Genomic DNA, 24366 nt, shown 5'->3' with positions numbered 1-24366 from the left:
TCCTCTTTATATGAAGAGCTTATTGAAAATATTTATTTTTATATTTTTTATTAGCCTTTCATTAAAGAGTTTTTCTCAAATTGATCCTACAATTCCACTTCAACAAAGAAATTTGCAAAATAATTTAGTAAATCCAGTTATAAATGATAATCCGTTTATTGAGCAAAAATTTCCTAGTCAAAATAATCAAAAAATTTTTAAAAAACCAGGTCAAAAGCCAATAAATAACAACTTAAAAGATGAAATAAATAAGAATGATAATATAAAAGAAGATGAATTAGCAGAAGAAGAAAGTAATGAGAAAGATGAAAAAAAGTCGGACAAAGATGAAAAAAATTCAGAAAAAAAAGAAACTGATAACGATGAAGGATTGTTTGGACCAATTCGTGTAGGACCTATGGTAGGATTTGGAATTATTAATGGTCCAAATTTAAGTATTGAATCGAAATTTTGGAAATATATTGGATTATCGGCAAGCTATAGTTACTTTAATGAATTTGACTTATTTAGATCAAAACAATTAAAATCGATGCTTAATTCATCACAAGATTTTCAATTTGATACCTTAAAATTATCTTATTGGCAGTATGAAGGAAAATTAAGTATATTTCCTTTTGGAGGAAGTTTTTTTATCGGAGCTGCTTATGGAAAACGGCAATTTTTCTTTAAATCTACAGGAAATATCAACTTAACAGTTGCAAATTTTCCCCAAAAATTAACAACTCCTTTTATAGACACTCTTACTATTAATTCAACTTATTGGACTCCGCAAATTGGATTGCTAGCTACTTGGAGTGGAAGTTTCGGCTGGTTTGCTATCGGCACAGAAATTGGAGCGCAACTTACCTTAGATGTTTCTGTTGAGAATAATATTAATCTAACAGATCCTACAGTGCAACAATATATTTCTTACGCCATTCAATCTCCTGAATACTCATCTCTGAATGATCAATTAAAAAAGACTATTAGTGAGAATTTAAAAAACTATCCTATAATATATTGGAATATTTTAAAAATTGGATGGATATTTTAGTTTTTTAAATTATAAAATTTTTCTGCATTTCTATAAAAAATATTTTTCCAAACTTTTTTCTCAAATGCATCAACAATAATTTTAATGTCATTTAAAGTAAAAGGTTTTGGCGCTCTTGTTGAAGGAAGATCTGTCCCAAACATTAAACTATTAGGATTTATAGATATAAATTCTTGCATAACTGGGATAGGATCAAAGTCTAGTCGTCCAAATCCAGTTGCTTTAACAAAAACTCCTTTTTCTATTAACTTTTTTAAAACAGGAATTCCTTCTTTACTTAATCCCAAATGGTCAATGGAACATTTGGGAATTTGCAAGATTTGTTGCTGAATAGAAAATAATTCTTTCGAATCTATATATATTTCAGTATGCCAGCCACACAGTGAAAATACTTTTTGACTAAAATAAACTAAATCTTTTAGTGTAGCGGATCCTCCGCGTTTGATATTAAATCTTACGGCCTTAATCCCTATAGCATTCAAGGCTAAAATATCTTTTTCAGAAGTATCAGCAGGAATTTGAGTAACACCAACAAAGTTACTTCCTAAAATTTTTAAAGCATCTTGTAAGTAACTTTGATCAAATGCTTGAAAGGATCCTGAAACAACAGCTCCCCCCACAAGTTTAAAGTCTTTTAATTCTTTTAAATAACTAGACACATTAAATTCTTCAGGGATAAATCCATTATTAGGCACTAAAGGAAATCGTTTATCTATGATATGAAAATGAGCATCAAAAATTTTAATAAAACTCTCCTTTTCTTTTCGGAGAATTTTATCACTTTTTCTGAGAAAATAAACGATCTGTAATCATTCTTTCAACATCATATTTCGCTCCACCAGCATTAGGAAACTCTTTATAATTCCAATTTGGACAAGAAGACGTTTTAGATTTTATATTTTCCACTTCATATCCTAGCAAGGGTTCAGTTTCACTTGCATAATCATTTTGAGCAGTAGATTCAGTTTCAACAACAGGAGTAGGATACCTTACACTCACTAATCCCCATCCAGGAACTGCATAACTTGATACTCCTACTAATGAATAATCATCACCGTACTGCGATGTGCAAATATTTTTTAATTCTTCACAAAACTCCTTTGCTTCATTCATACTTTGAAATTCATGTTTGATATCTAAAACGATATTAAAGTGTTTATTTAAGGATGGAGAACCTTTTAACCATGTCCATTCTTCAGAGTGAGTGGTTATTTTTTTTATTCCTTTATACTTATTATTAAAATTCTCATTTTTTGCAGCCCATTTCCATTTATAAGTATTTTTTTCATTTACACAAAATAAGTAAGATCCTTTAAAATTTTCTACTAGAGGGGCAAATACATTAGCTTGAGCTGTAAAAGTAGTTAATATTGGAAAACTAATTAAAGCTATTTTCAAGAAATTTTTCATAATAATTTTTCCTTATTATTTAAGAAAATAAATATTACTATTAATTTATTTTATTTATTAATATAAATTAATAGTAATATTTAATTAGCAATTTCTGTACCAAATAATTTTCTAGTAATTATTAAATTAACCTAATAATATAAATTGAATTTTTTTTTAATTTCTAATCGGTAAGAATTATTTAAAAATTTTATATGTTATTTTTTGAAATGAATGGAAAATCAAAATCTTTAGTATTATTTTTCTATTTTTTAATATTGTAAAAAAAAACTTCACCTTTTAAAAGATGAAGTTCTAATTTCACTTACATAATTTGTCTAGTAAATAACGAAAGCCATTTGCTCCAACAGAAGGATTCTCTATTGCCCATGTCCCTTTTACAGAAGTCCCTAATTCTATAGTTTCTTGTTTTCCATAATCATTTAACATGAAAGCCTGATAGGTAATAGTTTCTGAGTCCGTACGCACTACATTTCTTTTTAGTATCGCACTTTTTGCGTCACTTAGCATGAAATTAATGCCACCTCCAAAAGAAATTGGCTTTTCATGGACAACTGCTGCAAATCCCGCAGTATATCTCAACTTTACTTTACTTTGATATATTGTACATTCTATAGATTTATTATATCCAGCGGCTACTTTACCTGTTTCTGTTACTTTAGAAAGTAACGGCAATTCATCTGCAGCAAAGGCGAAAGAAGGTAACAGAATAGCACTTAAAATTAATTTATTAATATTCATTTTTTCCTCTTTTTTGAATGATTTAGCAAGACAGTAATAACGTACTATTTCATTTCAAAAAAAGATGCAACTAAAAAAATATTTTTTTATTTTTTATTTTTATATTACTTTTTGGACTACTTTTTCTGCAATTTTCGCGAAGGTTTCCATAACTCCTAATCCCTGTATTGCAACAGCTTGGACACAATCAGAAGAATCTAAATTATAATTTTTTTGGAGAGTTTCTACTGGCAGAGCATCATAAGAATCTGAATGATTCATTTGATATATAATTGGAATTTGATTAAAATCTAATTGTATAGATTCGAACATTTTTTTAATTTCTACTAAAAATGTTAAATTTTTATCTAAGTAACGAACTCTGCTATCTATAATATTTACAATTCCATCTATACCTAATAGTAAACTAATATTTACAGTTGGCCATAATTGATGTGAAGGAAGAGTGTAAAGATGTATTCTTGCATTTCTTTCAGCTACTTTACCATAGCTTATTGGAAGAAAATCAAAAAAATTATTTCTTGGTAAATCAGCTATCACTTCATTCAATTCCAAGCTATTATCATTAGCTAGGGTTTCACAAAATAACGCTTGGATATTGGCAGTTTTTCCTGCATTTTTACTACCAATGTATAAGACCTTAAAATGAATATCTCCTGTTGCTTCATTAATAAAAGCCATTAAATAACCTCATCATTCAATGCAAAAAAAGCAATTTTAGGTTGTTCTCTATATTTTTCTATCATATTAATTGAAAGACTTTTAACATCAGCAGAAATGAGAAGGCTTTCTCCACCTTGCAAAGTTATTGAATCATACTTAGTTTCCAATGTTACCTCGCCAGCCCAAACAGTTGCTAATGTAAAACTATCTTTTTCTATAGCAGTATAACCATTTTTTTGTGTGTTATAAAAAATTTGGAGTGAAAAAGGGTTGTAAGTGTTTCCTAAAAATATTTTCCCATTTTCCATTTGCTGAATCAATAATTTTTCTAGCTCTTTCCCTCTTGGAAGATTCCAATCAATCGCACCTAATGATTCTTTGACATGCAATTCTCTAGGTTTCCCATAGGCTGAAAGTTTACCATTTTCATCATAAAGCCGTTTCCAATCAGAAATTCTCCATGTTTTACCTGATTTCTTTGGTAAAACATATTGCGGTTCTGCCAAAAAAACTCCTGGACCTACAGCATGAACGCATCCTGGGGGAACAGAAATATAATCATACATTTTTGGATAATATTTATTTAAACATTTTTCTAAATCATCTTTTAATAAATTTTCAATAATTTCTTCTTTAGAAAGATCTGGTTTAAAGCCTAAATAAACATAACCATTTTTTTCAACATTCAAAACCAACCAACTCTCAGGTTTACCACATTCACTTTCATTAAGTAACGGATTTCCATTTTTTGGGTGCAGCTGAACTGATAAATTATCTTTTGCATGCAGCCACTTAAGGAGCAACGGAGAATGTGCTCCATACTTATTTGCAATTTTTTCACCTAAAATCATGGAAGAATTTTGTTGCAATAAATCTGTCAGTGGTATTTTTTCTCTTCCATTCATTAAAATAAGGGAAGGGTAATTTTTATCTGTAGAGATTTCCCAGCTCTCTCCTATAAAATCTGGAATTTTAGCCTTGAATTCTGGAAAATAAGTTTTTTTTAACAAAGAAATTTGTGTTCCACCCCATGGAGTTTTTAAAATCGGAACAAAATTAAAAGGATCTACTTTAAAGAATTGTGTTGTCATTTGCCCAAAAGCTCTCTTAAATTTTCATAGTATTCTCTTGCTTGTCTGAAACGATCTTGAGAACCTCCTTTATCAGGATGAAAATACTTTGCCTTTTCCAAAAATCGTTTCCGCAGCTCTTCTCCTCCAACAATTTTTAATTCTTCTAAAGTTGAAAAGCTATAAAAATTTAAAAGTTCTTTAACTTTTTCTGTGCTAATGCTTGAAGGTTTTTTTCGCCGAAACGATTCATCAAAGTAATGGAAAAAATTATCTAATATTTTCTTTAATGATTCTTCATCAATTTCTTTAAAATTATGAATATTTAAATAAAATTGAGCAATTTTTGCTTGAACCGAGCACTCATTGAAAATTTGTTCTCCCCAAAATTTCTCCCGCAAATGATGATCACAAAATAATTCACTAGTGACATAGTTACAAAAGGGAAGACTATAAGCATCAAAAGCTCTACAATAAGTAACATCTCTTAAAACAAAATGACAACCAACAGCAGAAAAACCTACTATTGGAATAGATTTCGCTTGTCCCCAAAAATTTGGATGTAAATAATTTTCTAACTCGTGATAATTTAAGGAAAACTCTTTCCCAAAAATAATGTCATATTCATTTTTTAAAGTAAGATATGATGAACTTCTTAATAATTTAAGTGCTGAAAGATGAAATAAAGAATTTAATTCTACAATTTTATGTCTTAATGCAAAAATAAATGCTAATAAATTTAAATTACCACTCCCAAACATTTTGCTTGATAATTCAATTGGAAGAATTGTTCTTAAAATATCTGAGTCAGAAATTTTTGAAATTTCTGCATGTTTTAGTGCTTGTGTTTCTTGGTGAAATTGAAATTCTTGAAATAAATTTTTCTCTTTGAAAACAAAGATCAATGATTCTAATGAAATTATTTTAAGCAATTGCTCAAACATTTTCTTCCAGTTCAAATATTTTTTGCAGTGCAGCTATATAGCCATATGATCCTAGCCCCGAAACCACTCCATTTGCAATAGGACTAATATATGACTTATGACGAAAATCTTCCCTAGCAAAAATATTGCTTAAATGTACTTCATAAATAGGAATATTTTCCTGTTTGAAAACTTCTAAAGCATCTCTAAGTGCAACACTAGTATGAGTATAACCAGCTGGATTAATAATTATCCCAATTAGTCTTTTTTTATTTACTTCTTTTTTAGAAGTACAATATTCAAGAAATTTTTCATTAAGAAAATTAATAATTTCACCTTCAACATTATTCTGAATATCTTCAATTTTAATTTTTTTTTCTTTAGCAAGATTTTTCATTTCATCAAGTATATTAGTCAAGGTTTTAGAACCATAAATATGAGGTTGTCTTTTTCCTAAAATTCCTAAATTTGGTCCATTAATTACTAAAACTGTATTCATTTTTTTCCTGTTTTATGTTTATTAAAAATTATTAAATCGCATTTTTATTTCAATTTTTTCTAGAATTTTTGTCAGTAATTCAATTTTTTTTAGTCTAACTTGTTCTTTATTTTTATAAATATCAACATTTTCTTTTATTTTCAGAAAAGTTTCATCTTCAAAAATAATTTTCCTGTTTTCAAAAGCAATAAAATCTTTTAATGATTTAATTCTGTGAAAAACTTTTAATCTGTCATAGTTTTGATTTAAAAATAAATGACTCATTCAAAACCCTTTAAAATTTATCATGCATTTTTATATTAACAATTTGAGGATAAAGAGCAAGATGATTGATTGGTAAAAAATTTCCTACAATAAAAATAATAGAAAATTTTGTTACGCTACTTGATTTGAACCTGACGGTTTTGATGGAAAATGTGTGGTATATAATTCTTGAATTTTTGGATTAAAAATTTTAGCCCAGTGATAAATATAGTGCCTTGTTGAGTGACTAGTTAAAGGATGAAATACTATTTTATCAATAGTTCCATGCTCAAGACAATTAATAACATCATCAAAATTATAACAAATGTTTTTGGCTGCACAAAAAATTCTTTGTCCAGAAGGAACATTTTCAGGAATAAAATAAATTGTTTTGTCCAAAGAAACAGGGATAGTTTCAATGGATTCTGATATATTATTCTTTTTTTTGGATTTTCTTGGCATTGCGCCGGGCTCCTGAATCTTTAATGAATTAATGATCTTGCCGCTAGCATCGTTCCGAAAGTTGCTGAAGTTTAACCAATATTGACTAATCAGTCAAGACTTGCTGGGAAAAATATTTCTCTAATTTTTCCCACTAGAACCAAATCCACCAGTTCCTCTTTCAACTTTTTTAATATGAATTCCAGGTAATTGAAGCACTAATGCGCAAACTCCTTGAGCAATCCTATCACCAACTTGGATAGAAAAATCAGACTTTGAATGATTGATAAGAGTTACCATAATTTCACCCCGATAATCGGCATCGATTGTACTTGGAGAATTTAAGACAGTAATTCCATGCTTTAAGGCTAAACCACTTCTGGGACGAATTTGAATTTCTGGGATGACTTGATACTCGAGCTGCCCTACTTTCATTTTTTGTTCTGATATTGACTCAATAATTCGCAATCCCGTTTTGATTAATTTCCATTCACCCGACGGAATGATGTGATTTTCATTTGCACAGATATCAAATCCAGCAGATTGACTTGTGGCATAAAATATTTCTCCAACACCCGAATGTTCCAATTTTAACATGTATTTCCCCTTACTTGATGAATTAAATTTATGAATGAAGTCACATTCAAAGCTTGACCTCTTACTCTACAACTGATATTCGGAAAGCTCTCAAGTAGGTCAGTAGCTCCAATGGTAGAGCGGCTGATTCCAAATCAGCTTGTTGGGGGTTCGAGTCCCTCCTGGCCTGCCACTTGTTATATTTTTCGCTTAAAATCAAGCACTTCAATAATAGTTGTCATCATCTTCAATTTCTGTTTTATACGGCTCGATGATAGGTTTTCCTTTATTTTCGATTAACTTATCAATAACAGGTCCGCAGCGTGTCGCTTTACAACCTCCATTACCGCTACCCGTAGCTATATTTACCTTTTCTCTAGTATCAGCACCTTTACTGATAGCTTCACAAATTTTACCTTGCTTAATACCTTTACAAATGCATACAACTTTAATCTTTGCTTTGATTTCTTCAATCGATAGTTTTTTATCACTAGTCATGTAAAATTACTCATTTTCACTACATTTGTTTACTACTTCACTACAGTAATGATTTAAAGAATGAACAATTGATTCTTCTAATTCCAAGTAATGTTTTAAAAACTTTGGTTTAAAATTCTTATTCATTCCAAGCATATCTTGTAATACAAGAACATTGCCATCACAATGATTTCCCGAACCGATCCCTATAGTTGGAATTTTTAAAGCTTTTGACAATTCTTCAGCAAGATTTGGAGTGATCAACTCTAGCACGATAGCAAAGCAGCCTGCACTTTGTAATAGTTTTGCTTCCTTTAGCAGTCTTTTTTTATCACTCTCATTTTTTCCCTGAATCCTGTATCCACCTAATGCATGTACACTTTGTGGCATAAGACCAATATGCCCCATAACAGGAATCCCGTGCCGGGTTAAATGACTTATTTGTTCACAGATCTCAGGTGTAGCTCCTTCTATTTTAACAGCTTCTGCTCCAGACTGCATAAATAGCCCAGCATTTTTCATAGTATCTTTAACAGATATTCCCGCAGATAAAAAAGGCATGTCACCAATTAAAAGAGGAGTTTGCAATGCGCTTCTAACACATTTAATATGATAAGACATTTCTTTTACAGTTACTGGTAAAGTCGAATTTTTACCTTGAATTACATTCCCTAAACTATCTCCAACTAGGACAATGTCCATTTTGGATAATTCAATTAATCTTGCAAAAGATGCGTCATAACAGGTTATTACAGAAATTTTAACTCCATTTTTTTTCATTTCAAGAAAATCATGAATACGTACTTTTTTTCTTTTTTTATCAATTGTTGACATTTTACTTTCTGAATACACCATATTAAAGAACCTTTTATGTTGCAAGAAAAACGACCGAAAAACGTTTATATCTTTCGACTTAAAGTTTTTTATAGTATATTTGAAACTGAATTTATAGAGGAGGAAATATCAGCATGTTTAAAAGAATATTTCTTTTCATCATGGTAAATATTTTAGTCATGGTGACAATTTCTATTGTCACTTCATTACTTGGTGTTAATCATTACATGACAGCAAGAGGAATAAATTATTCCTCACTCATGATTTTTTGTCTAATTTGGGGCTTTGGGGGAGCTTTTATCAGCCTTGCCATTTCACGTTGGGTTGCAAAATTCGCTATGGGTATTAAGCCGATAGATCCCGAAAATTGCACTCCTGCTGAAAAAAATCTTTATAATAGAGTTGCAAAATTGGCGCAAAAAGCAGGGCTTCCTAATACTCCTGAAGTTGGAATTTATGAAAGTGCTGAATTAAATGCTTTTGCTACAGGACCTTCGAAAAAAAGATCCTTAGTCGCTGTTTCTACAGGTCTTTTAGAAAGAATGGATCAACAAGAAGTTGAAGGTGTACTGGCTCATGAAATTTCACACATAGCTAATGGTGACATGGTTACTATGACTCTTATTCAAGGAGTTGTGAACGCCTTTGTCATGTTTTTTGCTAGAATTATCGCTTTTGCTACAACACAATTTGTGAAAGAAGACATACGCCCATTAGTAAATTTGATTGTAGTTATAGTCTTAGAAATTTTATTCAGCATATTAGGTTCTATAGTAATTGCTTGGTTCTCTAGAATGCGTGAGTTTAAAGCCGATTTAGGTGGGGCTCAGTTAGCCGGTAAATCTAGCATGATAGCAGCGCTAGCAGCCTTACAAAGAGTGTATGAAAATCCTTTACCAGAAGGAGAAGAAACTCCAAAATCGATAGCTGCTTTTAAAATATCTAATAAATCTTCTTTATTGCAGATTTTTTCTACACATCCACCACTTGAAGTTCGTATTCAAGCATTAAAACAAAACAATTTAGTTATGTAATTTATTTTGTCATTATTCTCTCTCACTAGGAACTTATGTAGATTAAGTTCCTTTTTTTTATTCCGAATTTTTTGCAACTAAAAATTGTAATTAAGGAAAATCCATGGTTGGATTTATAGGAACAAAAAATTTTATTAAATACTTCAAGACTCTATCTAAGTTAATTGTAATTATTTCTTTATTTATTCAGCCAAGTGGACATCCTCAAGAATTACAAAGAGAATTTCGTTCAGCAGAATTTCTTGGAAAAGGCGACGTAGGAATAGCAACTGCAAAAGGTATGGATGCTGTCTTTTATAATCCGGCAGGGATAGCGCAAGGAAAAGGTATTTTAAGTGAAATAATTGCAGTAAGCCCTCAATTAGAAGGAACTCAAAACTTAAAGCAACTATATGATAGCTATAATGGTGGAAATAAAAGTGCATTACAAGTTTTAGCTGAAAATCAAAATTCAGTTTTCAGTGCTGCAGCTCAGAACTATTCAGGTGTTGTTTTTAGAAAGCTGGCAATTGGATTTTTAGACCGAGCAAACGCTAATGCTTATGAAGGGATTGATCCCAATACAGGCATACCTACTGCTAATATTTATGCCGCAAACAGAAGCGGTGTTTATTTAACACTTGCGCATGATTTTTTTAGTGAAAGATTTTATTTTGGGATGAATGGAAAATTTCTGCAAAAAAAGGAACTCAATTTATCCATTTCTGCTTTAAGTGCTGAATCTCAATTATCAAATGGAGCTTTATCTACAGTGATAAATAATAACTTAAATCAGGGCTCTGGAGTTGGAGCCGATTTAGGTACAATGATTATTTTAAGTAAAGATTATTCAACTCAAATTGGGATTGTTTGTAGAAATATAGGAATGCAATATCGATGGGTTCCTGACGGTAACACACCACCAACAGCTGAACCAACGGTATTAGATGCAGGTTTTAGTACATCATTTGGAACAAAAAAAAGTAAGGTTACAATTTCCACTGATTTAAGAGACGTAACAAATAATCAGAATGCAGTAATTGCTAAAAGAATTCATATGGGTCTAGAATATAGACTTTTAGAACAATTTGGAATTAGTGCTGGAATAAATCAAGGCTATCCAACATTTGGATTATTTTTCAATGCAAAAATCATTAAAATAGAATCTGGAATGTACACAGAAGAAATAGGTTCAAGAGCAGGAGAATATCCTAGCCAAAGAATTTATGGAAGAATTGTTTTAGGGTGGTTGCTATGAAAAAAAGTATTCTTGTCATTGTGCAAATTATATTTTTAACATTCATATGTGGAGTTATTACTAGTTGCGGAAATAATGGAAATTTATTTTCTGATTTACCTCAAAGAGATACTAAACAAAAAGCTGAAGACGCCATAAATTCAGGTGATTATAATACATCAATTAATTTATTAGAGCCTTATGTTTCTGCAAATTCAAGCGATCAGCAAGCAATTGGATTGCTATCAACTTCTTACTTACTAGCCGCAGGAATAAATATCTTAAATATGGCCGTTTCAATTATAAGTTCCAATGGTAATTATAAAAATAATTTACAAACTGTCTTAGCCATTATGCCAGCAGCTTCACAAAGTAATATTAGTTTAGTAACAAAAGCTGTAAATACAATTAGTTTAGTGCCTGCAGGTCAAAGAAATTCTAATCAAAATTATATGTTAGCAATTGCAAATGCTAGTTTAGCTATGCTTACTATAAAAGCAAATTGCCTTAATGCAGCAGGAACTATTTCAACTAGTTTAACATCTGCAATGAGCACAACTGATGCAGCAAATATCTATTCATACTTAAGTTCAGCACAGTCGACTTTTAGCAGTGCTGGTATTTCATCGGGAAGTAGTTCCGGTTCAGGTATTTTAGCAAACTTTATAAATCAGATTAATTCTACAACAGGTGGAAGCAATTCTGCAAAAGTTATAAATTTCATTAATTCACAGGCTTAAGGAAGCCAAATATGACTAGCCTTTTTTAGAGAAAAAGATTACAAATAAATTTCTAAAGGAGGCTCAAAATGTTGATTTCATGTATTCAAACTAATCCACAAAATGATGTTAAAGAAAATGTAAGAAATATAATTTCACAAATAAAAATAGCTGCCCAAGAAGGTTCTGAAGTAATTGTATTACCAGAAATGTTTAGTTATATGGGTGATGAAAAACAAAGAAAATATACAAAAAGTAAATTAAAAGAAGATATTTTTAAAGAACTTCAAGATGTATCTAAAGAAAATAATATTATTTTGGTAGCGGGCAGTCATTCAGAAGAAATTTCTGAAAATCCGGAAAAAGTTTTTAATACATGTGTAACTTATAATAAATCTGGTGAATTAATTTCAATATACAGAAAACTACATTTATTTAATTTAAAAGATGCTGATGGCAAACCACTGTACTGCGAAAGCAATTCATACGAATATGGCTCAATGGCTGAAGACTATACTTTAGTTACTTCTGAAGGTAATTGGAAAGCTTTAAATATTATTTGTTACGATTTAAGATTCCCAGAAAATATTAGAAATCAAAAAAACTTTCCGTTTGATATTATTTTTGTCCCTGCAGCATTTACATGGCAAACAGGGAAAGAACATTGGGAAATTTTATTACGCGCAAGAGCGATTGAAAATCAATGCTATGTTGTAGCTTGCAATCAAACTGGATTTTTCTATAATAACCAAAAGAGAAATTACGGTAACAGCATGGTAATTGATCCTTGGGGACAAATAGTCGCAAGAATGGGCGAAGAAGTAGGAATTTTGTCTGCACAAATTAGTAAAGATAAAATTTTAGAATCTCGTGCCAAATTGCCTGCAATAGTTGACAGGAAAATTAGGTAACAATGTCATTTCCATTAAATAAACAAGTAATTATTTGGATTCTTGCTTCTGCTTTATTTATGGAAATGATGGATGCTACTATTTTAAATACAGCTATACCAAATATTTCACTTGCTTTTAATACAAATCCAGTAAATTTAAAATTAGCAATAACAAGTTATCTTATCAGTTTAGCTATTTTTATTCCTATCAGTGGGTGGGCAGCAGATAACTATGGAACAAAAAATGTTTTTTCTACTTCCATTATCGTATTTTCTATAAGCTCTATTTTTTGCGGACTATCAAATTCTTTGCTTGAATTATCAATATTCAGGGCACTACAAGGGTTTGGTGCTGCAATGATGACTCCAGTGGCCCGACTTATTATGGTGCGTGTTTTTCCACCATCAGAATTAGTTAAAGCAACAATGTATATTTTTTTACCTGCATTAACAGGACCAATACTGGGGCCATTAATTGGCGGATTAATAACTACATATACAACGTGGAGATGGATTTTTTTTATTAATATTCCAATTGGAATTATCACTTTTATTTTAGCCCAAAAGTATATTATAAATGAAGAATCTACACAAAAAAAGAAACCAGATTTTCTAGGATTTTTTTTAATAGGAACATCTCTATCTTGTTTTGCTATTTCTCTCGAATCAATTGGGGAATCTATATTACCAACTTTAATATTAAAAGTTCTTTTATCAATTGGCTTGATTACTTTTATTATGTTTATATTTCATGCAATTCATTATAAAGAGAATTCTATACTAAATTTACAGTTATTTAAAATTAGAACATATCGAATTGGGGTCTTAGGAAATTTTATTTCTTATATTGCAACTGGAGGTGTTTCTTTTTTATTACCTCTATTATTTCAATTGCAATTTCAATATTCTCCTATAAAATCGGGTTTATTAATAGCTCCTATGGCTCTTGGAGCATTTACAATGCGAGGAATATCTTCACGTTTTATTAAAAAATTTGGTTTTAAAAAAATTATTTTTGTTGCTCCGTTTGGTATATCTTTTGCTTTGTTACTTATAGCACAAATCGATCATTCTAGTAGCTATTTATATATATGCATTTCCTGTTTCTTATTAGGTTTTTTTAATATTTTGTTATTTTCCAGCAATGGTCCTTTAATTTATGTTGATATCCCGAAAAGCAAATCCGCCAATGCAACCAGTTTAGATATTACTATAAGACAATTTACTTCTGGAATTTCTGTCGGCTTTGTTTCTTTTTTACTTTTAACATTTCTAGACTCTTTAAAAACAGATATCTTTAAATTTGAAGGTTTAAAAGCTTTTCATTTTACTTTATATATCTTAGCTGGAATAATACTTTTGCAAGTTTTTGTGAGTTTTGGTTTAAAAACTCACGATGGAGAAAACGCTTCAAAAAATGCTAATTAAATACTAATAATTCCAAGAATGATCAATTGCAGAGTTATCGCAGATATAAGTACCCATAAAATACCTCCTAAGATAAAAGGTTTTAATCCCACCTTTTGAATAACTTCTTTTGTTAAATTTGTTCCTATTAGAAATAAAGTAAGAACAAGTAATTTGCTAGAAATTAAATTCAAAATTGATCCATATTTATTTACGATAGGTATCCATGTGGCAGAAGCTGCTGCTAATAAAAAGCCTATAATTACCCAAGGGATATTCTTTTTTTGTTGTTCATCCCTAAGAGAATTTTTATTGAAATAATTTTTTTTATAAAAGGAAGAAATAATAATAGCAAATGGAATTATCCACAAAGCTCTGCCTAATTTTACTGTAGTAGCAATAGCTAATGCTTTGTCCCCATATTGATAACTTGCGCCAATTACTGAACTTGTGTCATGAATAGCAAGCGCACTCCATAAACCAAATTGTTCTTGATTAAGATTTAAGTAAGAGCCAATCTGGGGGAAAATAAGCAATGCTAAAGCATTATATAAAAATACAACCGCTAGTGAGGCACTAATCGCTGCACCGGAAGCTTTAATGGATTGCGATAATACAGCAATTGCACTACCACCACAAATCGCCGTTCCAAATGAAACTAGCAACGACTGCTCTGGATTTATTTTTAAAGTTCTTCCAAGGACATAACCAAATAATATTGTTAATAATATTCCCAAAATAGAGTACACTAAACCCGTTCGACCGACTTCTAATACTGTAATTAAATTCATCCCGAAACCTAAGCCTACAATTGACCAGCTTAAAAGTCTTTTTCCCCAGGATTGGGTTAGGGAAAGATATTTATTTCCAAGCGAAAAGGAATAAATAATTCCTAAAACAAAGGCGAACGTTCCATTTAATTTTGCAGAGTTTGGAAAAAAATATGGAAAAAGAAAAACTGCTACTATAAATAAGAAAAAAATTATGCCATTTCTCATTCAGACTTCCTAATAAAATGCGGAATACAAGTTGACCTTTAAGCTCGCTTGATGTAGTAAGGCCTTCACTGCGGATGTGGTGAAATTGGTAGACACGCACGTTTGAGGGGCGTGTGCGCAAGCATGGCGGTTCGAGTCCGCCCATCCGCACCACTTAATTGTCATTTAAAAACAATTTTTTATAAAACAGTTGTTTTGAATAGTCCACTTCTAACATTTTGTTTTTTATTTAATACTAAGCTTAAAATATTGTATAAATTTTGTTGTATTTTATAAGTAATTTTATTTAAGCCGGTTTATTTACTTTTACCAGTTCTATAGTTTCAATAATTACTTTACTATCACTTCCTTCTGCTATGTGATTTGCTTTTTCAAGCTCATTTTTTACTTTTGAAATATCTATATTTGAAGGTATTTGAATGATATAAACCCCAATTTTTTTAAATGATTTTTTTATTTTATAATTTGTTGAATTAGGTAAAATTAATTTTTTACTCGGTTGAATTTTAACAATAATATTGTTTGTAATAATTGCAAAGTTACCTGAAGTTTTATTGTACACTACATCAAAGTTATCATTTTTTTTAACAGAACCGCTGTCTTCAGATTCTTTTTCTTTTTTATAAATTACAAAATTATCTATGACAAGCTGATCGTTTTTTATATACACATCATTTTTATCACTTTGAAAATTAGCTTTTTTTTCTGCTGCAATATTTTTATAAGTAACATAGATATTATTATCTTGTGAAATATTTTCATTTTCATACTGTTTTATAGATTCAGAATAGTTTTTCTGAATAATTGAAGGAGATTCATTTTGCATAGAAGAATCTCCATTAATATTTTTGCAGCCAATAATCAATATAAACAGTATCCAGAGTTGAATAAAATGTAATACTTTCATAGTTTTTCCTTAATGCCCAGAAATTTTTAATTTTACATCACTAAATTTTGCGTTGGTAGCTCTAATCCCAGTACAAATTATTTTTACTACCCAAGTCCCATGGGAATTTTCACCATAAAACGCATTTGAAGATATATGTGTATTTAAAAATTTAGCAGTGCTACTTGTCGCTGAATTACCAGCATTCCAAACGATACTTTTCGTTCCAGAAGGAGAATAAACTTCAATAGCTACATCCGCCAAGTAATTGCTAGTACCTGAAACCGACAAAGTAACAGATTCAATAGTAAGGAAATTTGTGACGTTTATTTTAATTTGATCGTCTGTTCCGTTGAGACCTAACGGAACATTAATAGGCAAAGTAATAGAAGGGGAGAAAAAATTTGTTTCAATAAATTTTCCAAGCGATCCTAAGATATAGGTTTTTGCCATCGCAACCGCTCTGCCTGCATCAACCCTCCCAAATCCATAGGTATTCGAGAAAAAATAATCGGCAGCATTTTTCACCCAACCTTGTTCAAAGGTATAAAGAACACCGCCACCAATTGCAGAATTTTTTGCAGACAATCCTGGATCAATTTGTTTTGCAGTAGAAGCTAAAATATGTTTCACATCTCTCCATGTTAATTTAGGATTTGCCTCTAATAGTAAAGCAACAACTCCAGAAACTATTGGTGCAGCTGAAGAAGTTCCATTCATTGTAGCTACATAATTGTAATTAGAATTCAGTATTTTTCCGTCATCATCTAATGCTAAACCAGCATTAAATGAATTTTTAATAAAAATAGCTTTATCATAATTTAATTTTCCAAAAAAAGGTAAACTGTAACCTCTATGACTACCAGAAAGATCTGTTGTAATAATTGCTGGAAAAAATAACACATCAGTAGAACTTATAGAAAAAGGAGGCAATGTACTATCATATTTACTAACTATCCAATTTTTATCTAAACCATACTCACCACCAGGAGCAGATACCCAAAGATTTGAGCCCGTACTTGAATAACTAGCGTGCTTTCCAGAAGCATTGCTACTTCCTACAACAATAACATAAGGAAGAGTATTAACAGGATCCATATTGGCAGGAATGCAGGTAATTCCAATAATATTAGCATTTGCACAATTTAAGAATGATACTGAAGAGCTATAATCTTTAAATGAATTTCCAGCAGATTTTACAAAAATAGCACCTTTCCCATTTCGTAAGGAATTCACTCCTTCAAGAAAAATTCCATCGGCTAATAATTGATATACATAGTCAAATTGAATAGGAATATCTGATTTTGAGCCAAAACTCATATTAAAAATGTAATTATTCTTCGACTCATCGCTTTGTCCTAAAGAATCTCCAAAGTTGGAAATTGTTTGGGTTTCTGCACTGCTTGTTAAATTATATCCGGAAAGTAAAACAAGTGGAGCGACGCCACTACCACCATATCCTAGATTACTTCTCATCCCAACAATTCCAGCAACCATGGTACCATGATCTGTTGTTACGCTTGAATCGGGTGTAGGATCATTAATGCATTGATTATTTATTTCATTAGCTAAAAAATTAATAGATTGAACTTTACCAGAATTATTTACGTTAGGTAGTAAGGAAGGATGTAACATCTCTAAACCAGAATCGACAATGGCAACAGGAATATTCTTTCCACTTAAACAAGAAGTATTAAGAACATCATAAACATTTATATCTTCGTTAGCAGAAGGATTTTGCGAAGAAAAAACATTACGACCTGTATTTTTTAAATGCCATTCATACTTTCCTAAAGGATTTAATGAATTGTTATTTAGATCTGTACAAAATGGATTTGGCAAACCTTGATTGTATTTTGAATTCTCAAATGTACAAATTCTAAATTTAGCTTTACTATTACCATTACCAGTATTTTCTTTCTTTGAATTACTACACGAAAATAAGAAAGCAATACTAACTGATAAAAAAATTTTTAAAATTGAAGGAGTAGGTTCTTTCATACTTTATCACCATCCTTTACATTTCAACGCTATAAAGGCTTCTCCGGTCTTTTCGGATTGAATAAAAAAAAAATAATCTTTTTTTTCATGAACTTTATTAAAATACAATTTTTAACATATTGATATTATTGATTTTTATAGTCGCTATTAACCAATCATTGCTTAATTTTTTAACCTTCCAATTTGTTTTTTAATTAATTGTTTTACATTTACTCAATTGTTAATTTAAAATAATTAAATAACTAATTTTTAAGATAATTATAAAATATAAAAAAATGTTGTTGTGCAATTAAAATTTATAAATTAATGTAATCCAAATATTTAAAAGAAGTATATCAGACAAAATGATATGCAACATTAAATATTTATAGAATAGTATAGGAGAGCAAGGATGCGTCTATTTAAAAAGAAAACTATTTTAAATCCTCATAAGTATTTTGAAACTAATTGCATTATTTGCAACAAGAAAAGTGAATTTATTCAAAATAATATTTCTTATACATGTGACATTTGCCCCACCTGTCGTTCACTTGGTTTTGCAAGTAAAACATCTTATCCCGCAAGAACAATAAATAATAATATTATACATCTCAAAAATATTACTGGTGTTTCTTTAAACAAAAAACTAGTTCATACGTTTTATTTAGGCAAAGAAATACCAAAAAAAATTCAACTTTACTTTTTATCTAATTTAAAAAAATTAAATGCAGAAGGAATATTTTGGGTTGATGCAGAAAAAATTGAAATAACAAATAGATCACTAAAAATACTGTCAGAAAATACTATTCCACCCATTAAGTTCACTGTAAAGAGCGTAAGTGATCTATTAAATGAATTTAAAAATACGCCTAGTTGTAGCTATCTCAGTATAAACAAACGAAATGAAATCATTCAAATGATTTATGGTGAAAATAGTGGTTACTTTAAGAAAACCGCCTATAGTACCGACGCATTAAGGTTAATTGCTTTACTTTTATATGGTGGCTTATATGTTGATACGAATACTAGAATTACGGAAAAAATTTCAACTTTAAGTGAAATTCCTGAATTTGGCGCTAAATATATTGCTATAAAATCATATATGAATAGCTCTGTTTATGAAGAATACTTTGCTCTATCAAATCTTGAACACGGAAGAGTTGCATCGAGTTTTGCCAATCAAAAGCTTAATCTTTCAACAACACCATCAATATATACACAATCCCATGATTCATATTATTTTTCAGCTGCAAAGATGTCAGTTAGACCTGAATGTTCCGCCATCTTAGGAAACAAAGGTGCTTTATTTTTTGATATTGTTTTATTTGATATGCTTGAAAGATATCAAAAAAGAAATAAGGTATATAATTACTATCTGAATGAAAAACATTCAAAAAATTTACCAACCGAGGATTCTGTTTTTTCTGACTACATGTCCCAAAATTTGGGTAATGCAATTAATACTAGAAATCCAATCATAATTAACTCTATGCTTCTTGCACAAAGATTTATCATGCTGAAAGCTGATATATTTGATGAAAAATATTTCTACTTTGCTAATTGTCAGATGAGTGATGCAAAATTAGAAAAAGAATTAACTGCTTTAGGATATAAAGGGGCTGTTTTCTTTGATACCCTTGGACATCGCTTTATTAAATATTACTCTCACTCACACAAAAGTTCCGAACTACCTACTCCACATAGTAGTAAATTTGAGAGAGAGGTTAATTGATTTATCTGTGCATTTTTCAAGCGAAAAATTAAAATTAATCTTCATAAATTTAAAATAACAAAAAAAATTAATAAATACTAATATTTTTTGCTATGCAATAATTTTCCTGAATTCATAATTCAAAATTTAATACAAACTTTTCCTAATGAACTACCACTTTCTGCATATTTATGAGCAAGACTAACTTCACTAAAATTAAAAACTTTTTTGTCTATATTAAGCAATAATTTTTTATTTTTTAAGTAATTTGATATTTTTTTTAAATTATTGTTTTGCTGAATTAAATTTAAATTTTTAATTAATGGTATCATTACATTTACTAGATGAATGTTTAATCCTTTAGATGATGATTCCAATAAATCAAATGAATTTCTAGCTAGAGTTGATACTATATGTCCCTTGAATTTTGTACAGTATACTGCAGAATAAAAGTTTTCTTGCCCAACTGTATCAATTACAAAGTCAAATCCATTATTATCTGTATATTCTCTTACATATTCTTCTTTAGAATTTAACTTGTAATTTATTACAAAATCTGCACCCGCTCTTTTAGCAATTTCTAACTTTTCATTACTACTAACAGTTGTGTAAACTACAGCATTTTTCATTTTTGCAAATTGGATGGCAAAATTTCCTACACTTCCGGCACCCCCATGAATTAATATTTTAGAATTTCTTTTCAATTTAATTCGATCTAAAATACATTCCCAAGCTGTTAAAGCAGCTAATGGCACAGATGCGATTTGAATACTACTAATATTTTCTGGTACTAAATCAATTTGAAAAATATTAACAGCTATATATTCAGCTAATGCTCCAGATTTATTTAAAATACCTCCGGCTAACCCATATACTTTTAAACCTATTTTATATTCAGGAAAATTTTTTCTTACATTTGTACCAATTTCAACAATTTCACCTGAAAAGTCGACATGTAAAATTGCTGGAAATTTTACAAAATTTGGAGCATCACCTCTACGCAATTTATAATCAATTGGATTAACACTTGTAGCTATAACTTTAACTAAAACTTCATAATCTTTTATTTTGGGGATATCAATATCAACTTTTTGAAAAACATTTTCATCACCAAAATTATTAATCTCATATGCTTTCAAAAGACTTTTCCTTATCTAGTATTTCTTATGCTAATTTCTTTTGCAATTAGAATTATAATTTATTTTAACTTCCTATATTATAAAAATATTTTATTAATAAAAAACAATTAAAAATATTATCTACATTTAACTATTACTATTTTTCTAAACAAAATGTCAAATAAATTTAACTTACAATTTTATTAAAAAATGAATAATTTTTAAAAATTTATAGATATTTATTGAGTAAATGGTGATAAAAAAAGTAACTAAAGTCTAGTAAAAAAATATTTATTTTTAGAACATGCTTTAAAGGCTATTTCCAAAATCAATTAATAATTTAATCATATCTAATACCATACCTTTCTCCCACCTTTCCTTCATCCCCGAAGTAAAACTTTTTTAGCTGCTTCAATTCCTCTATATTGAGCTTCTTCAAATAATGAAATGCCACTCATTTCAGAGTGAGCAAAATCAATATTTCCAAATGGTTCCATTAGTTTTTTCCGTTTCTCACTCCAGAGAAAACCAATCCCTGGTGCTGCCATACCATGCCCCCAAATCCAAAAATCAACATTTTTAATGGAATTTTTAATTTCAGAATGCATTTTATTTAAATCTGATAAAAGAATATTAAGCCAGTCATTATAGTTGCGTTTTAAAGCAAGCATTCTTTCTTCTTTCGCTGATAGAATGTCGAGTGGTAAATAATAAGTTAACACAAGATCATTTTTAGGAATTTTTAAACTTTGATGATTTGCAACAATATATCCTAAAGAATTGCTATAGTAACTGACGTTATCCCAAGCCATTGATGTTGATAGTGATGCTGGAACATTCTGCAAAGTTATATTTGCTATTAGCCAAGATGAGGTTTCAGGTAAATTCATTTTTTCATAATTTTTTATCACTTTATTTGCAATAAATCTTGGCGCACAAAATATTACTTGCTTTGCTTGATATTGAATATAAGTATTATCTTTCGTATTAAAAACATTAACATTACAAAAATCTTTAAAATTTTCGATAGAAGTAACAAAACAATTGTTTACAATACTTTCTGTTGAATACTTTTTAAGATAATTAACCAAAAATCCATTACCTTCAGGCCAAGTAAGCACTGTATTTGCTTCTGCATTCGCAGCTCTCCCATTACGTGCAGCAAAGTAATGTAACCCTGCCCAAGCAGAAACTTTTTCATATCCCATTCCAAAATCGTCCCGACAGCAGTAATTAATGTACCAAGTTAATGTTTTTGAATTCCAGCCTTTTTGGTGCATAAATTCTGCCATGGAAATATGATCTAAATTTAAATATTCATTATCTTGGGAACTATAATCTATTGGGATAGCAAACAGCGGTTTATTGTCAGCTCCTTTTTGGTTTTTTAATCTTTCTATTAGAGTAAAAAATTCTTTATATTGTTGTTTATCTAATTCTGATACACCCTTATAAGGTAACAATCCTTCTTGCCACTCTCCTTGGAAAAACAATCTTTCCTGTGGGTCGGCGCATAAAGAAAATTCATCATAAATTGGTAAAGAATTTTTATACCCTTTAATAACTCGCATTTCTTCTAATAAAATTTTTAGATAAATAGATTCATTTGTTGGCATGACTAAATAATGCGCACCCCAAGGATATTTCGAAATATTATTTTCAGAATAAAAAGAATTACCGCCAACTTCTGCATTCATTTCTAAAATTTTAAAATCTTTGTAATTATTTTTTTTTAACCACCAGCCAGCAGATAATCCTGCTACTCCACCACCAATTATTAGTGTACTTATTTTTTCGACTGCTGAAAATTTAATATCTTTAATTTCTGTATTTACTTTATGGCCTATTTTTGCATTAGCTCCTAATATAGAACCAGTTATAGATAATTCTTTTTTTTGAGCCGTAATTTTTCGCAAAGCATATCCGCTAGAAGCGGTTAAAACAGAAGCCAAGGCAATTTTTTTTATAAATTTTCTTCTAGAGGAAATGTTACTGGACATAATCAGACCATTCTTGTTCAAAATATCTTACTAAAATTTGGTTATTTAATTTATTTATTTCATTTACTTCAACTTTGCTATCTTGCGGAAAATGAAAAAATGTTTTTGCTAATTCATAGTTAATAAATTTTAGATCTTTAGGAAATTGATTTAGGACTTGAAAATTGTTTTTTGCAACTAAAATATAACCCCAATCACCGAATGAAGGGATATAAACATGATATGGATAAGTTAGAAAACCAACGGATCTTAAAGTATTATTCACACACCAAAAACTTTTTTTAGCCACATAAGGTGACGTACTTTGGATTACAGCTAATCCATTATTTTCTATAGCATTATAAAGTAATCTATAAAATGAATTTGTGTATAATTTTCCAATTGAAAAATTACTTGGATCTGGGAAATCTACTACTATAAAATCAAATTTTTTTTTATTTTCTTTTAGCCATACGAAAGCATCAGCATTTATAATATTCACTTTTTCAGAAAGGAGAGATCTTGAATTAATCTTTGTTAATAAATTGTTTTTAGAAAACATTTCTGTAATTTCACTATCTAATTCAACTAAAGTTATTTTTTCAATTGAATTATACTTTAGTATTTCTCTTACAGCTAATCCATCACCACCTCCCAAAATAAGAACATTTTTAGGATTGTTTATACTAGAAAGTCCAATATGCACTAGTGATTCATGGTATCTATATTCATCTTTCGAGTTAAACTGCAAATTGCGATTTAAATATAGTTTAAATTCATTTGTAGATTTTGTTAACACAATTTTTTGATATTTTGAAGATTTTGAATATATAATTTTATCCTGATAGTTTCCTTTTTCACTAATTTCTACTAGCTTATCAGAAAAAATAATTCCAACTATTAAAATACTTAAAACACAAAATGCTGTTCCTTGCAAAGTCCTTATATTGGAAATTTTATTTTTAAATATGAAGATGGCCCAAATTGCAATTAAAACATTGATAATACCAAACACAAGAGCTGTTTTTATAAGACCTAAATGTGGTACTAAAAAAAGTGGGAATAAAATAGAAGCTATTAATGCACCAACATAATCAAAGGTAAACACCTTTGCTACAAGATCTTTAAAGGCAAAGTTATTTTGTAAAATACGCATTAAAATTGGAATTTCAAACCCAACAAATGTACCAATTATACCTACTATTAAGTAAAGTAAAATTCTAAAATGAACGATATACTCAAATGCAATAAATAAAATAGTTGCAGAAAATCCTCCAACCATTCCAATTATTAATTCAACTAGGATAAAAGTATATATTAAATTTTTATTAACATGCTTTGATAAGTAAGCACCAATTCCCATTGAAAATAAAAAAGAACCTATTACAGTTGAAAACTGAGTAATAGAGTCTCCAAGCAAGTAACTGGCTAAAGCTCCTGCAATAAGTTCATAAATAAGACCACAGGTAGAAATAATAAATACAGAAAAAAGCAATACATAGATCATTTTTATTTA

General features: G+C 29.6%; 25 protein-coding genes and 2 tRNA genes. 9 read left to right on the top strand and 18 right to left on the bottom strand.

Annotation, left to right across the window (positions count from 1 at the left end; genetic code table 11):
* Positions 1-10 precede the first annotated feature (10 nt).
* A complete protein-coding gene (locus QEJ31_RS10440; RefSeq protein ID WP_280589925.1) occupies positions 11-1033 on the top strand; it encodes a hypothetical protein in 1023 nt (340 codons plus the stop codon).
* Here QEJ31_RS10440 and QEJ31_RS10435 read toward each other — a convergent pair.
* The 10 genes from QEJ31_RS10435 to dut form a co-directional block, all read right to left on the bottom strand.
* Positions 1030-1779: an amidohydrolase family protein gene (locus tag QEJ31_RS10435; protein WP_348524558.1), complete on the bottom strand. Its 750-nt coding sequence runs from the start codon at positions 1777-1779 to the stop codon at positions 1030-1032. The two genes, QEJ31_RS10440 and QEJ31_RS10435, sit on opposite strands and share 4 nt — an antisense overlap.
* Before the next feature lie 31 nt (positions 1780-1810).
* Positions 1811-2443, bottom strand: coding sequence for a hypothetical protein (locus QEJ31_RS10430; RefSeq protein WP_280589924.1), 633 nt, complete (start codon positions 2441-2443; stop codon positions 1811-1813).
* A gap of 300 nt (positions 2444-2743) precedes the next feature.
* Complete coding sequence (locus QEJ31_RS10425; RefSeq protein ID WP_280589921.1) at positions 2744-3184, bottom strand: hypothetical protein; 441 nt, start codon at positions 3182-3184, stop codon at positions 2744-2746.
* Between the two features lie 99 nt (positions 3185-3283).
* Positions 3284-3865: a hypothetical protein gene (locus QEJ31_RS10420; RefSeq protein WP_280589920.1), complete on the bottom strand. Its 582-nt coding sequence runs from the start codon at positions 3863-3865 to the stop codon at positions 3284-3286.
* Positions 3865-4938, bottom strand: a complete 1074-nt coding sequence (locus tag QEJ31_RS10415) for a type I phosphomannose isomerase catalytic subunit (RefSeq protein ID WP_280589918.1) — start codon at positions 4936-4938, stop codon at positions 3865-3867. The genes QEJ31_RS10420 and QEJ31_RS10415 overlap by 1 nt, the downstream gene beginning before the upstream one ends.
* Complete coding sequence (locus tag QEJ31_RS10410) at positions 4935-5861, bottom strand: hypothetical protein (protein WP_280589917.1); 927 nt, start codon at positions 5859-5861, stop codon at positions 4935-4937. The genes QEJ31_RS10415 and QEJ31_RS10410 overlap by 4 nt, the downstream gene beginning before the upstream one ends.
* Positions 5854-6339 (bottom strand): type II 3-dehydroquinate dehydratase, encoded by a 486-nt coding sequence (locus QEJ31_RS10405; protein ID WP_280589915.1) that lies wholly within the window; start codon positions 6337-6339, stop codon positions 5854-5856. Before QEJ31_RS10405 ends, QEJ31_RS10410 begins: the two co-directional genes overlap by 8 nt.
* Before the next feature lie 21 nt (positions 6340-6360).
* Positions 6361-6603, bottom strand: a complete 243-nt coding sequence (locus QEJ31_RS10400) for a hypothetical protein (RefSeq protein WP_280589913.1) — start codon at positions 6601-6603, stop codon at positions 6361-6363.
* 111 nt (positions 6604-6714) lie between these two features.
* Positions 6715-7044, bottom strand: coding sequence for a hypothetical protein (locus tag QEJ31_RS10395; protein WP_280589912.1), 330 nt, complete (start codon positions 7042-7044; stop codon positions 6715-6717).
* 120 nt (positions 7045-7164) lie between these two features.
* A complete protein-coding gene (gene dut, locus QEJ31_RS10390; RefSeq protein WP_280589911.1) occupies positions 7165-7620 on the bottom strand; it encodes a dUTP diphosphatase in 456 nt (151 codons plus the stop codon).
* A 96-nt stretch (positions 7621-7716) separates the two neighbouring features.
* On the opposite strand from dut, the gene QEJ31_RS10385 reads away from it, so the two are divergent.
* Positions 7717-7792 (top strand) — tRNA-Trp (locus QEJ31_RS10385).
* Between the two features lie 32 nt (positions 7793-7824).
* Here the strand turns inward: QEJ31_RS10385 and QEJ31_RS10380 are convergent.
* Positions 7825-8097 (bottom strand): (2Fe-2S)-binding protein, encoded by a 273-nt coding sequence (locus QEJ31_RS10380; protein ID WP_280589909.1) that lies wholly within the window; start codon positions 8095-8097, stop codon positions 7825-7827.
* 6 nt (positions 8098-8103) lie between these two features.
* Positions 8104-8910 carry a 3-methyl-2-oxobutanoate hydroxymethyltransferase gene (panB, locus tag QEJ31_RS10375; RefSeq protein WP_280589907.1) on the bottom strand — a complete coding sequence of 269 codons (807 nt, stop codon included), beginning with the start codon at positions 8908-8910 and terminating at the stop codon, positions 8104-8106.
* Between the two features lie 134 nt (positions 8911-9044).
* Between panB and htpX the strand changes: the two genes are divergently transcribed.
* From htpX to QEJ31_RS10350, 5 genes are all read left to right on the top strand, one after another.
* Positions 9045-9944, top strand: coding sequence for a protease HtpX (htpX, locus tag QEJ31_RS10370; RefSeq protein ID WP_280589906.1), 900 nt, complete (start codon positions 9045-9047; stop codon positions 9942-9944).
* 103 nt (positions 9945-10047) lie between these two features.
* A complete protein-coding gene (locus tag QEJ31_RS10365; protein WP_280589904.1) occupies positions 10048-11181 on the top strand; it encodes a hypothetical protein in 1134 nt (377 codons plus the stop codon).
* Positions 11178-11900, top strand: coding sequence for a hypothetical protein (locus tag QEJ31_RS10360; protein WP_280589903.1), 723 nt, complete (start codon positions 11178-11180; stop codon positions 11898-11900). Before QEJ31_RS10365 ends, QEJ31_RS10360 begins: the two co-directional genes overlap by 4 nt.
* Before the next feature lie 68 nt (positions 11901-11968).
* The gene (locus QEJ31_RS10355; RefSeq protein WP_280589902.1) at positions 11969-12790 is read left to right on the top strand and encodes a nitrilase-related carbon-nitrogen hydrolase; all 822 of its coding nucleotides are present in this window, start codon (positions 11969-11971) and stop codon (positions 12788-12790) included.
* 2 nt (positions 12791-12792) lie between these two features.
* On the top strand, positions 12793-14199 hold the full coding sequence (locus QEJ31_RS10350) for a DHA2 family efflux MFS transporter permease subunit (RefSeq protein ID WP_280589900.1): 1407 nt from the start codon (positions 12793-12795) through the stop codon (positions 14197-14199).
* On the opposite strand, the gene QEJ31_RS10345 is transcribed toward QEJ31_RS10350, so the two are convergent.
* On the bottom strand, positions 14196-15176 hold the full coding sequence (locus tag QEJ31_RS10345; RefSeq protein ID WP_280589898.1) for a putative sulfate exporter family transporter: 981 nt from the start codon (positions 15174-15176) through the stop codon (positions 14196-14198). The two genes, QEJ31_RS10350 and QEJ31_RS10345, sit on opposite strands and share 4 nt — an antisense overlap.
* A gap of 70 nt (positions 15177-15246) precedes the next feature.
* On the opposite strand from QEJ31_RS10345, the gene QEJ31_RS10340 reads away from it, so the two are divergent.
* Positions 15247-15329, top strand: a tRNA-Leu gene (locus QEJ31_RS10340).
* 133 nt (positions 15330-15462) lie between these two features.
* Here QEJ31_RS10340 and QEJ31_RS10335 read toward each other — a convergent pair.
* Positions 15463-16083 carry a hypothetical protein gene (locus tag QEJ31_RS10335; RefSeq protein ID WP_280589896.1) on the bottom strand — a complete coding sequence of 207 codons (621 nt, stop codon included), beginning with the start codon at positions 16081-16083 and terminating at the stop codon, positions 15463-15465.
* 9 nt (positions 16084-16092) lie between these two features.
* A complete protein-coding gene (locus QEJ31_RS10330) occupies positions 16093-18063 on the bottom strand; it encodes a S8 family serine peptidase (RefSeq protein ID WP_280589894.1) in 1971 nt (656 codons plus the stop codon).
* A 391-nt stretch (positions 18064-18454) separates the two neighbouring features.
* On the opposite strand from QEJ31_RS10330, the gene QEJ31_RS10325 reads away from it, so the two are divergent.
* Positions 18455-19774: a glycosyltransferase gene (locus QEJ31_RS10325; RefSeq protein ID WP_280589892.1), complete on the top strand. Its 1320-nt coding sequence runs from the start codon at positions 18455-18457 to the stop codon at positions 19772-19774.
* 119 nt (positions 19775-19893) lie between these two features.
* On the opposite strand, the gene QEJ31_RS10320 is transcribed toward QEJ31_RS10325, so the two are convergent.
* From QEJ31_RS10320 to QEJ31_RS10310, 3 genes are all read right to left on the bottom strand, one after another.
* Positions 19894-20892, bottom strand: a complete 999-nt coding sequence (locus QEJ31_RS10320; protein WP_280589891.1) for a zinc-binding dehydrogenase — start codon at positions 20890-20892, stop codon at positions 19894-19896.
* Positions 20893-21251: 359 nt separating this feature from the next.
* Positions 21252-22871: an NAD(P)/FAD-dependent oxidoreductase gene (locus QEJ31_RS10315; protein ID WP_280589889.1), complete on the bottom strand. Its 1620-nt coding sequence runs from the start codon at positions 22869-22871 to the stop codon at positions 21252-21254.
* Positions 22861-24357 carry a polyamine aminopropyltransferase gene (locus tag QEJ31_RS10310; protein ID WP_280589888.1) on the bottom strand — a complete coding sequence of 499 codons (1497 nt, stop codon included), beginning with the start codon at positions 24355-24357 and terminating at the stop codon, positions 22861-22863. Before QEJ31_RS10310 ends, QEJ31_RS10315 begins: the two co-directional genes overlap by 11 nt.
* Positions 24358-24366 lie beyond the last annotated feature (9 nt).

Origin of the sequence: Pigmentibacter sp. JX0631 (assembly GCF_029873255.1) — a bacterium.
Classification (GTDB): domain Bacteria; phylum Bdellovibrionota_B; class Oligoflexia; order Silvanigrellales; family Silvanigrellaceae; genus Silvanigrella.
This window is presented reverse-complemented; position numbering and strand designations above follow the sequence as displayed.

Excerpts from the sequence above, each read along its gene's own strand:
- QEJ31_RS10440 (WP_280589925.1), top strand. The coding sequence starts at position 11 with ATGAAGAGCTTATTGAAAATATTTATTTTTATATTTTTTATTAGCCTT.
- QEJ31_RS10365 (WP_280589904.1), top strand. The coding sequence starts at position 10,048 with ATGGTTGGATTTATAGGAACAAAAAATTTTATTAAATACTTCAAGACT.
- QEJ31_RS10395 (WP_280589912.1), bottom strand. The coding sequence starts at position 7,044 with ATGCCAAGAAAATCCAAAAAAAAGAATAATATATCAGAATCCATTGAA.
- QEJ31_RS10315 (WP_280589889.1), bottom strand. The coding sequence starts at position 22,871 with ATGTCCAGTAACATTTCCTCTAGAAGAAAATTTATAAAAAAAATTGCC.
- QEJ31_RS10330 (WP_280589894.1), bottom strand. The coding sequence starts at position 18,063 with ATGAAAGAACCTACTCCTTCAATTTTAAAAATTTTTTTATCAGTTAGT.
- QEJ31_RS10360 (WP_280589903.1), top strand. The coding sequence starts at position 11,178 with ATGAAAAAAAGTATTCTTGTCATTGTGCAAATTATATTTTTAACATTC.
- QEJ31_RS10405 (WP_280589915.1), bottom strand. The coding sequence starts at position 6,339 with ATGAATACAGTTTTAGTAATTAATGGACCAAATTTAGGAATTTTAGGA.
- QEJ31_RS10310 (WP_280589888.1), bottom strand. The coding sequence starts at position 24,357 with ATGATCTATGTATTGCTTTTTTCTGTATTTATTATTTCTACCTGTGGT.
- QEJ31_RS10410 (WP_280589917.1), bottom strand. The coding sequence starts at position 5,861 with ATGTTTGAGCAATTGCTTAAAATAATTTCATTAGAATCATTGATCTTT.
- QEJ31_RS10345 (WP_280589898.1), bottom strand. The coding sequence starts at position 15,176 with ATGAGAAATGGCATAATTTTTTTCTTATTTATAGTAGCAGTTTTTCTT.
- QEJ31_RS10380 (WP_280589909.1), bottom strand. The coding sequence starts at position 8,097 with ATGACTAGTGATAAAAAACTATCGATTGAAGAAATCAAAGCAAAGATT.
- QEJ31_RS10355 (WP_280589902.1), top strand. The coding sequence starts at position 11,969 with ATGTTGATTTCATGTATTCAAACTAATCCACAAAATGATGTTAAAGAA.
- htpX (WP_280589906.1), top strand. The coding sequence starts at position 9,045 with ATGTTTAAAAGAATATTTCTTTTCATCATGGTAAATATTTTAGTCATG.
- QEJ31_RS10420 (WP_280589920.1), bottom strand. The coding sequence starts at position 3,865 with ATGGCTTTTATTAATGAAGCAACAGGAGATATTCATTTTAAGGTCTTA.
- dut (WP_280589911.1), bottom strand. The coding sequence starts at position 7,620 with ATGTTAAAATTGGAACATTCGGGTGTTGGAGAAATATTTTATGCCACA.
- QEJ31_RS10325 (WP_280589892.1), top strand. The coding sequence starts at position 18,455 with ATGCGTCTATTTAAAAAGAAAACTATTTTAAATCCTCATAAGTATTTT.
- QEJ31_RS10335 (WP_280589896.1), bottom strand. The coding sequence starts at position 16,083 with ATGAAAGTATTACATTTTATTCAACTCTGGATACTGTTTATATTGATT.
- QEJ31_RS10350 (WP_280589900.1), top strand. The coding sequence starts at position 12,793 with ATGTCATTTCCATTAAATAAACAAGTAATTATTTGGATTCTTGCTTCT.
- QEJ31_RS10425 (WP_280589921.1), bottom strand. The coding sequence starts at position 3,184 with ATGAATATTAATAAATTAATTTTAAGTGCTATTCTGTTACCTTCTTTC.
- QEJ31_RS10400 (WP_280589913.1), bottom strand. The coding sequence starts at position 6,603 with ATGAGTCATTTATTTTTAAATCAAAACTATGACAGATTAAAAGTTTTT.
- QEJ31_RS10430 (WP_280589924.1), bottom strand. The coding sequence starts at position 2,443 with ATGAAAAATTTCTTGAAAATAGCTTTAATTAGTTTTCCAATATTAACT.
- QEJ31_RS10415 (WP_280589918.1), bottom strand. The coding sequence starts at position 4,938 with ATGACAACACAATTCTTTAAAGTAGATCCTTTTAATTTTGTTCCGATT.
- panB (WP_280589907.1), bottom strand. The coding sequence starts at position 8,910 with ATGTCAACAATTGATAAAAAAAGAAAAAAAGTACGTATTCATGATTTT.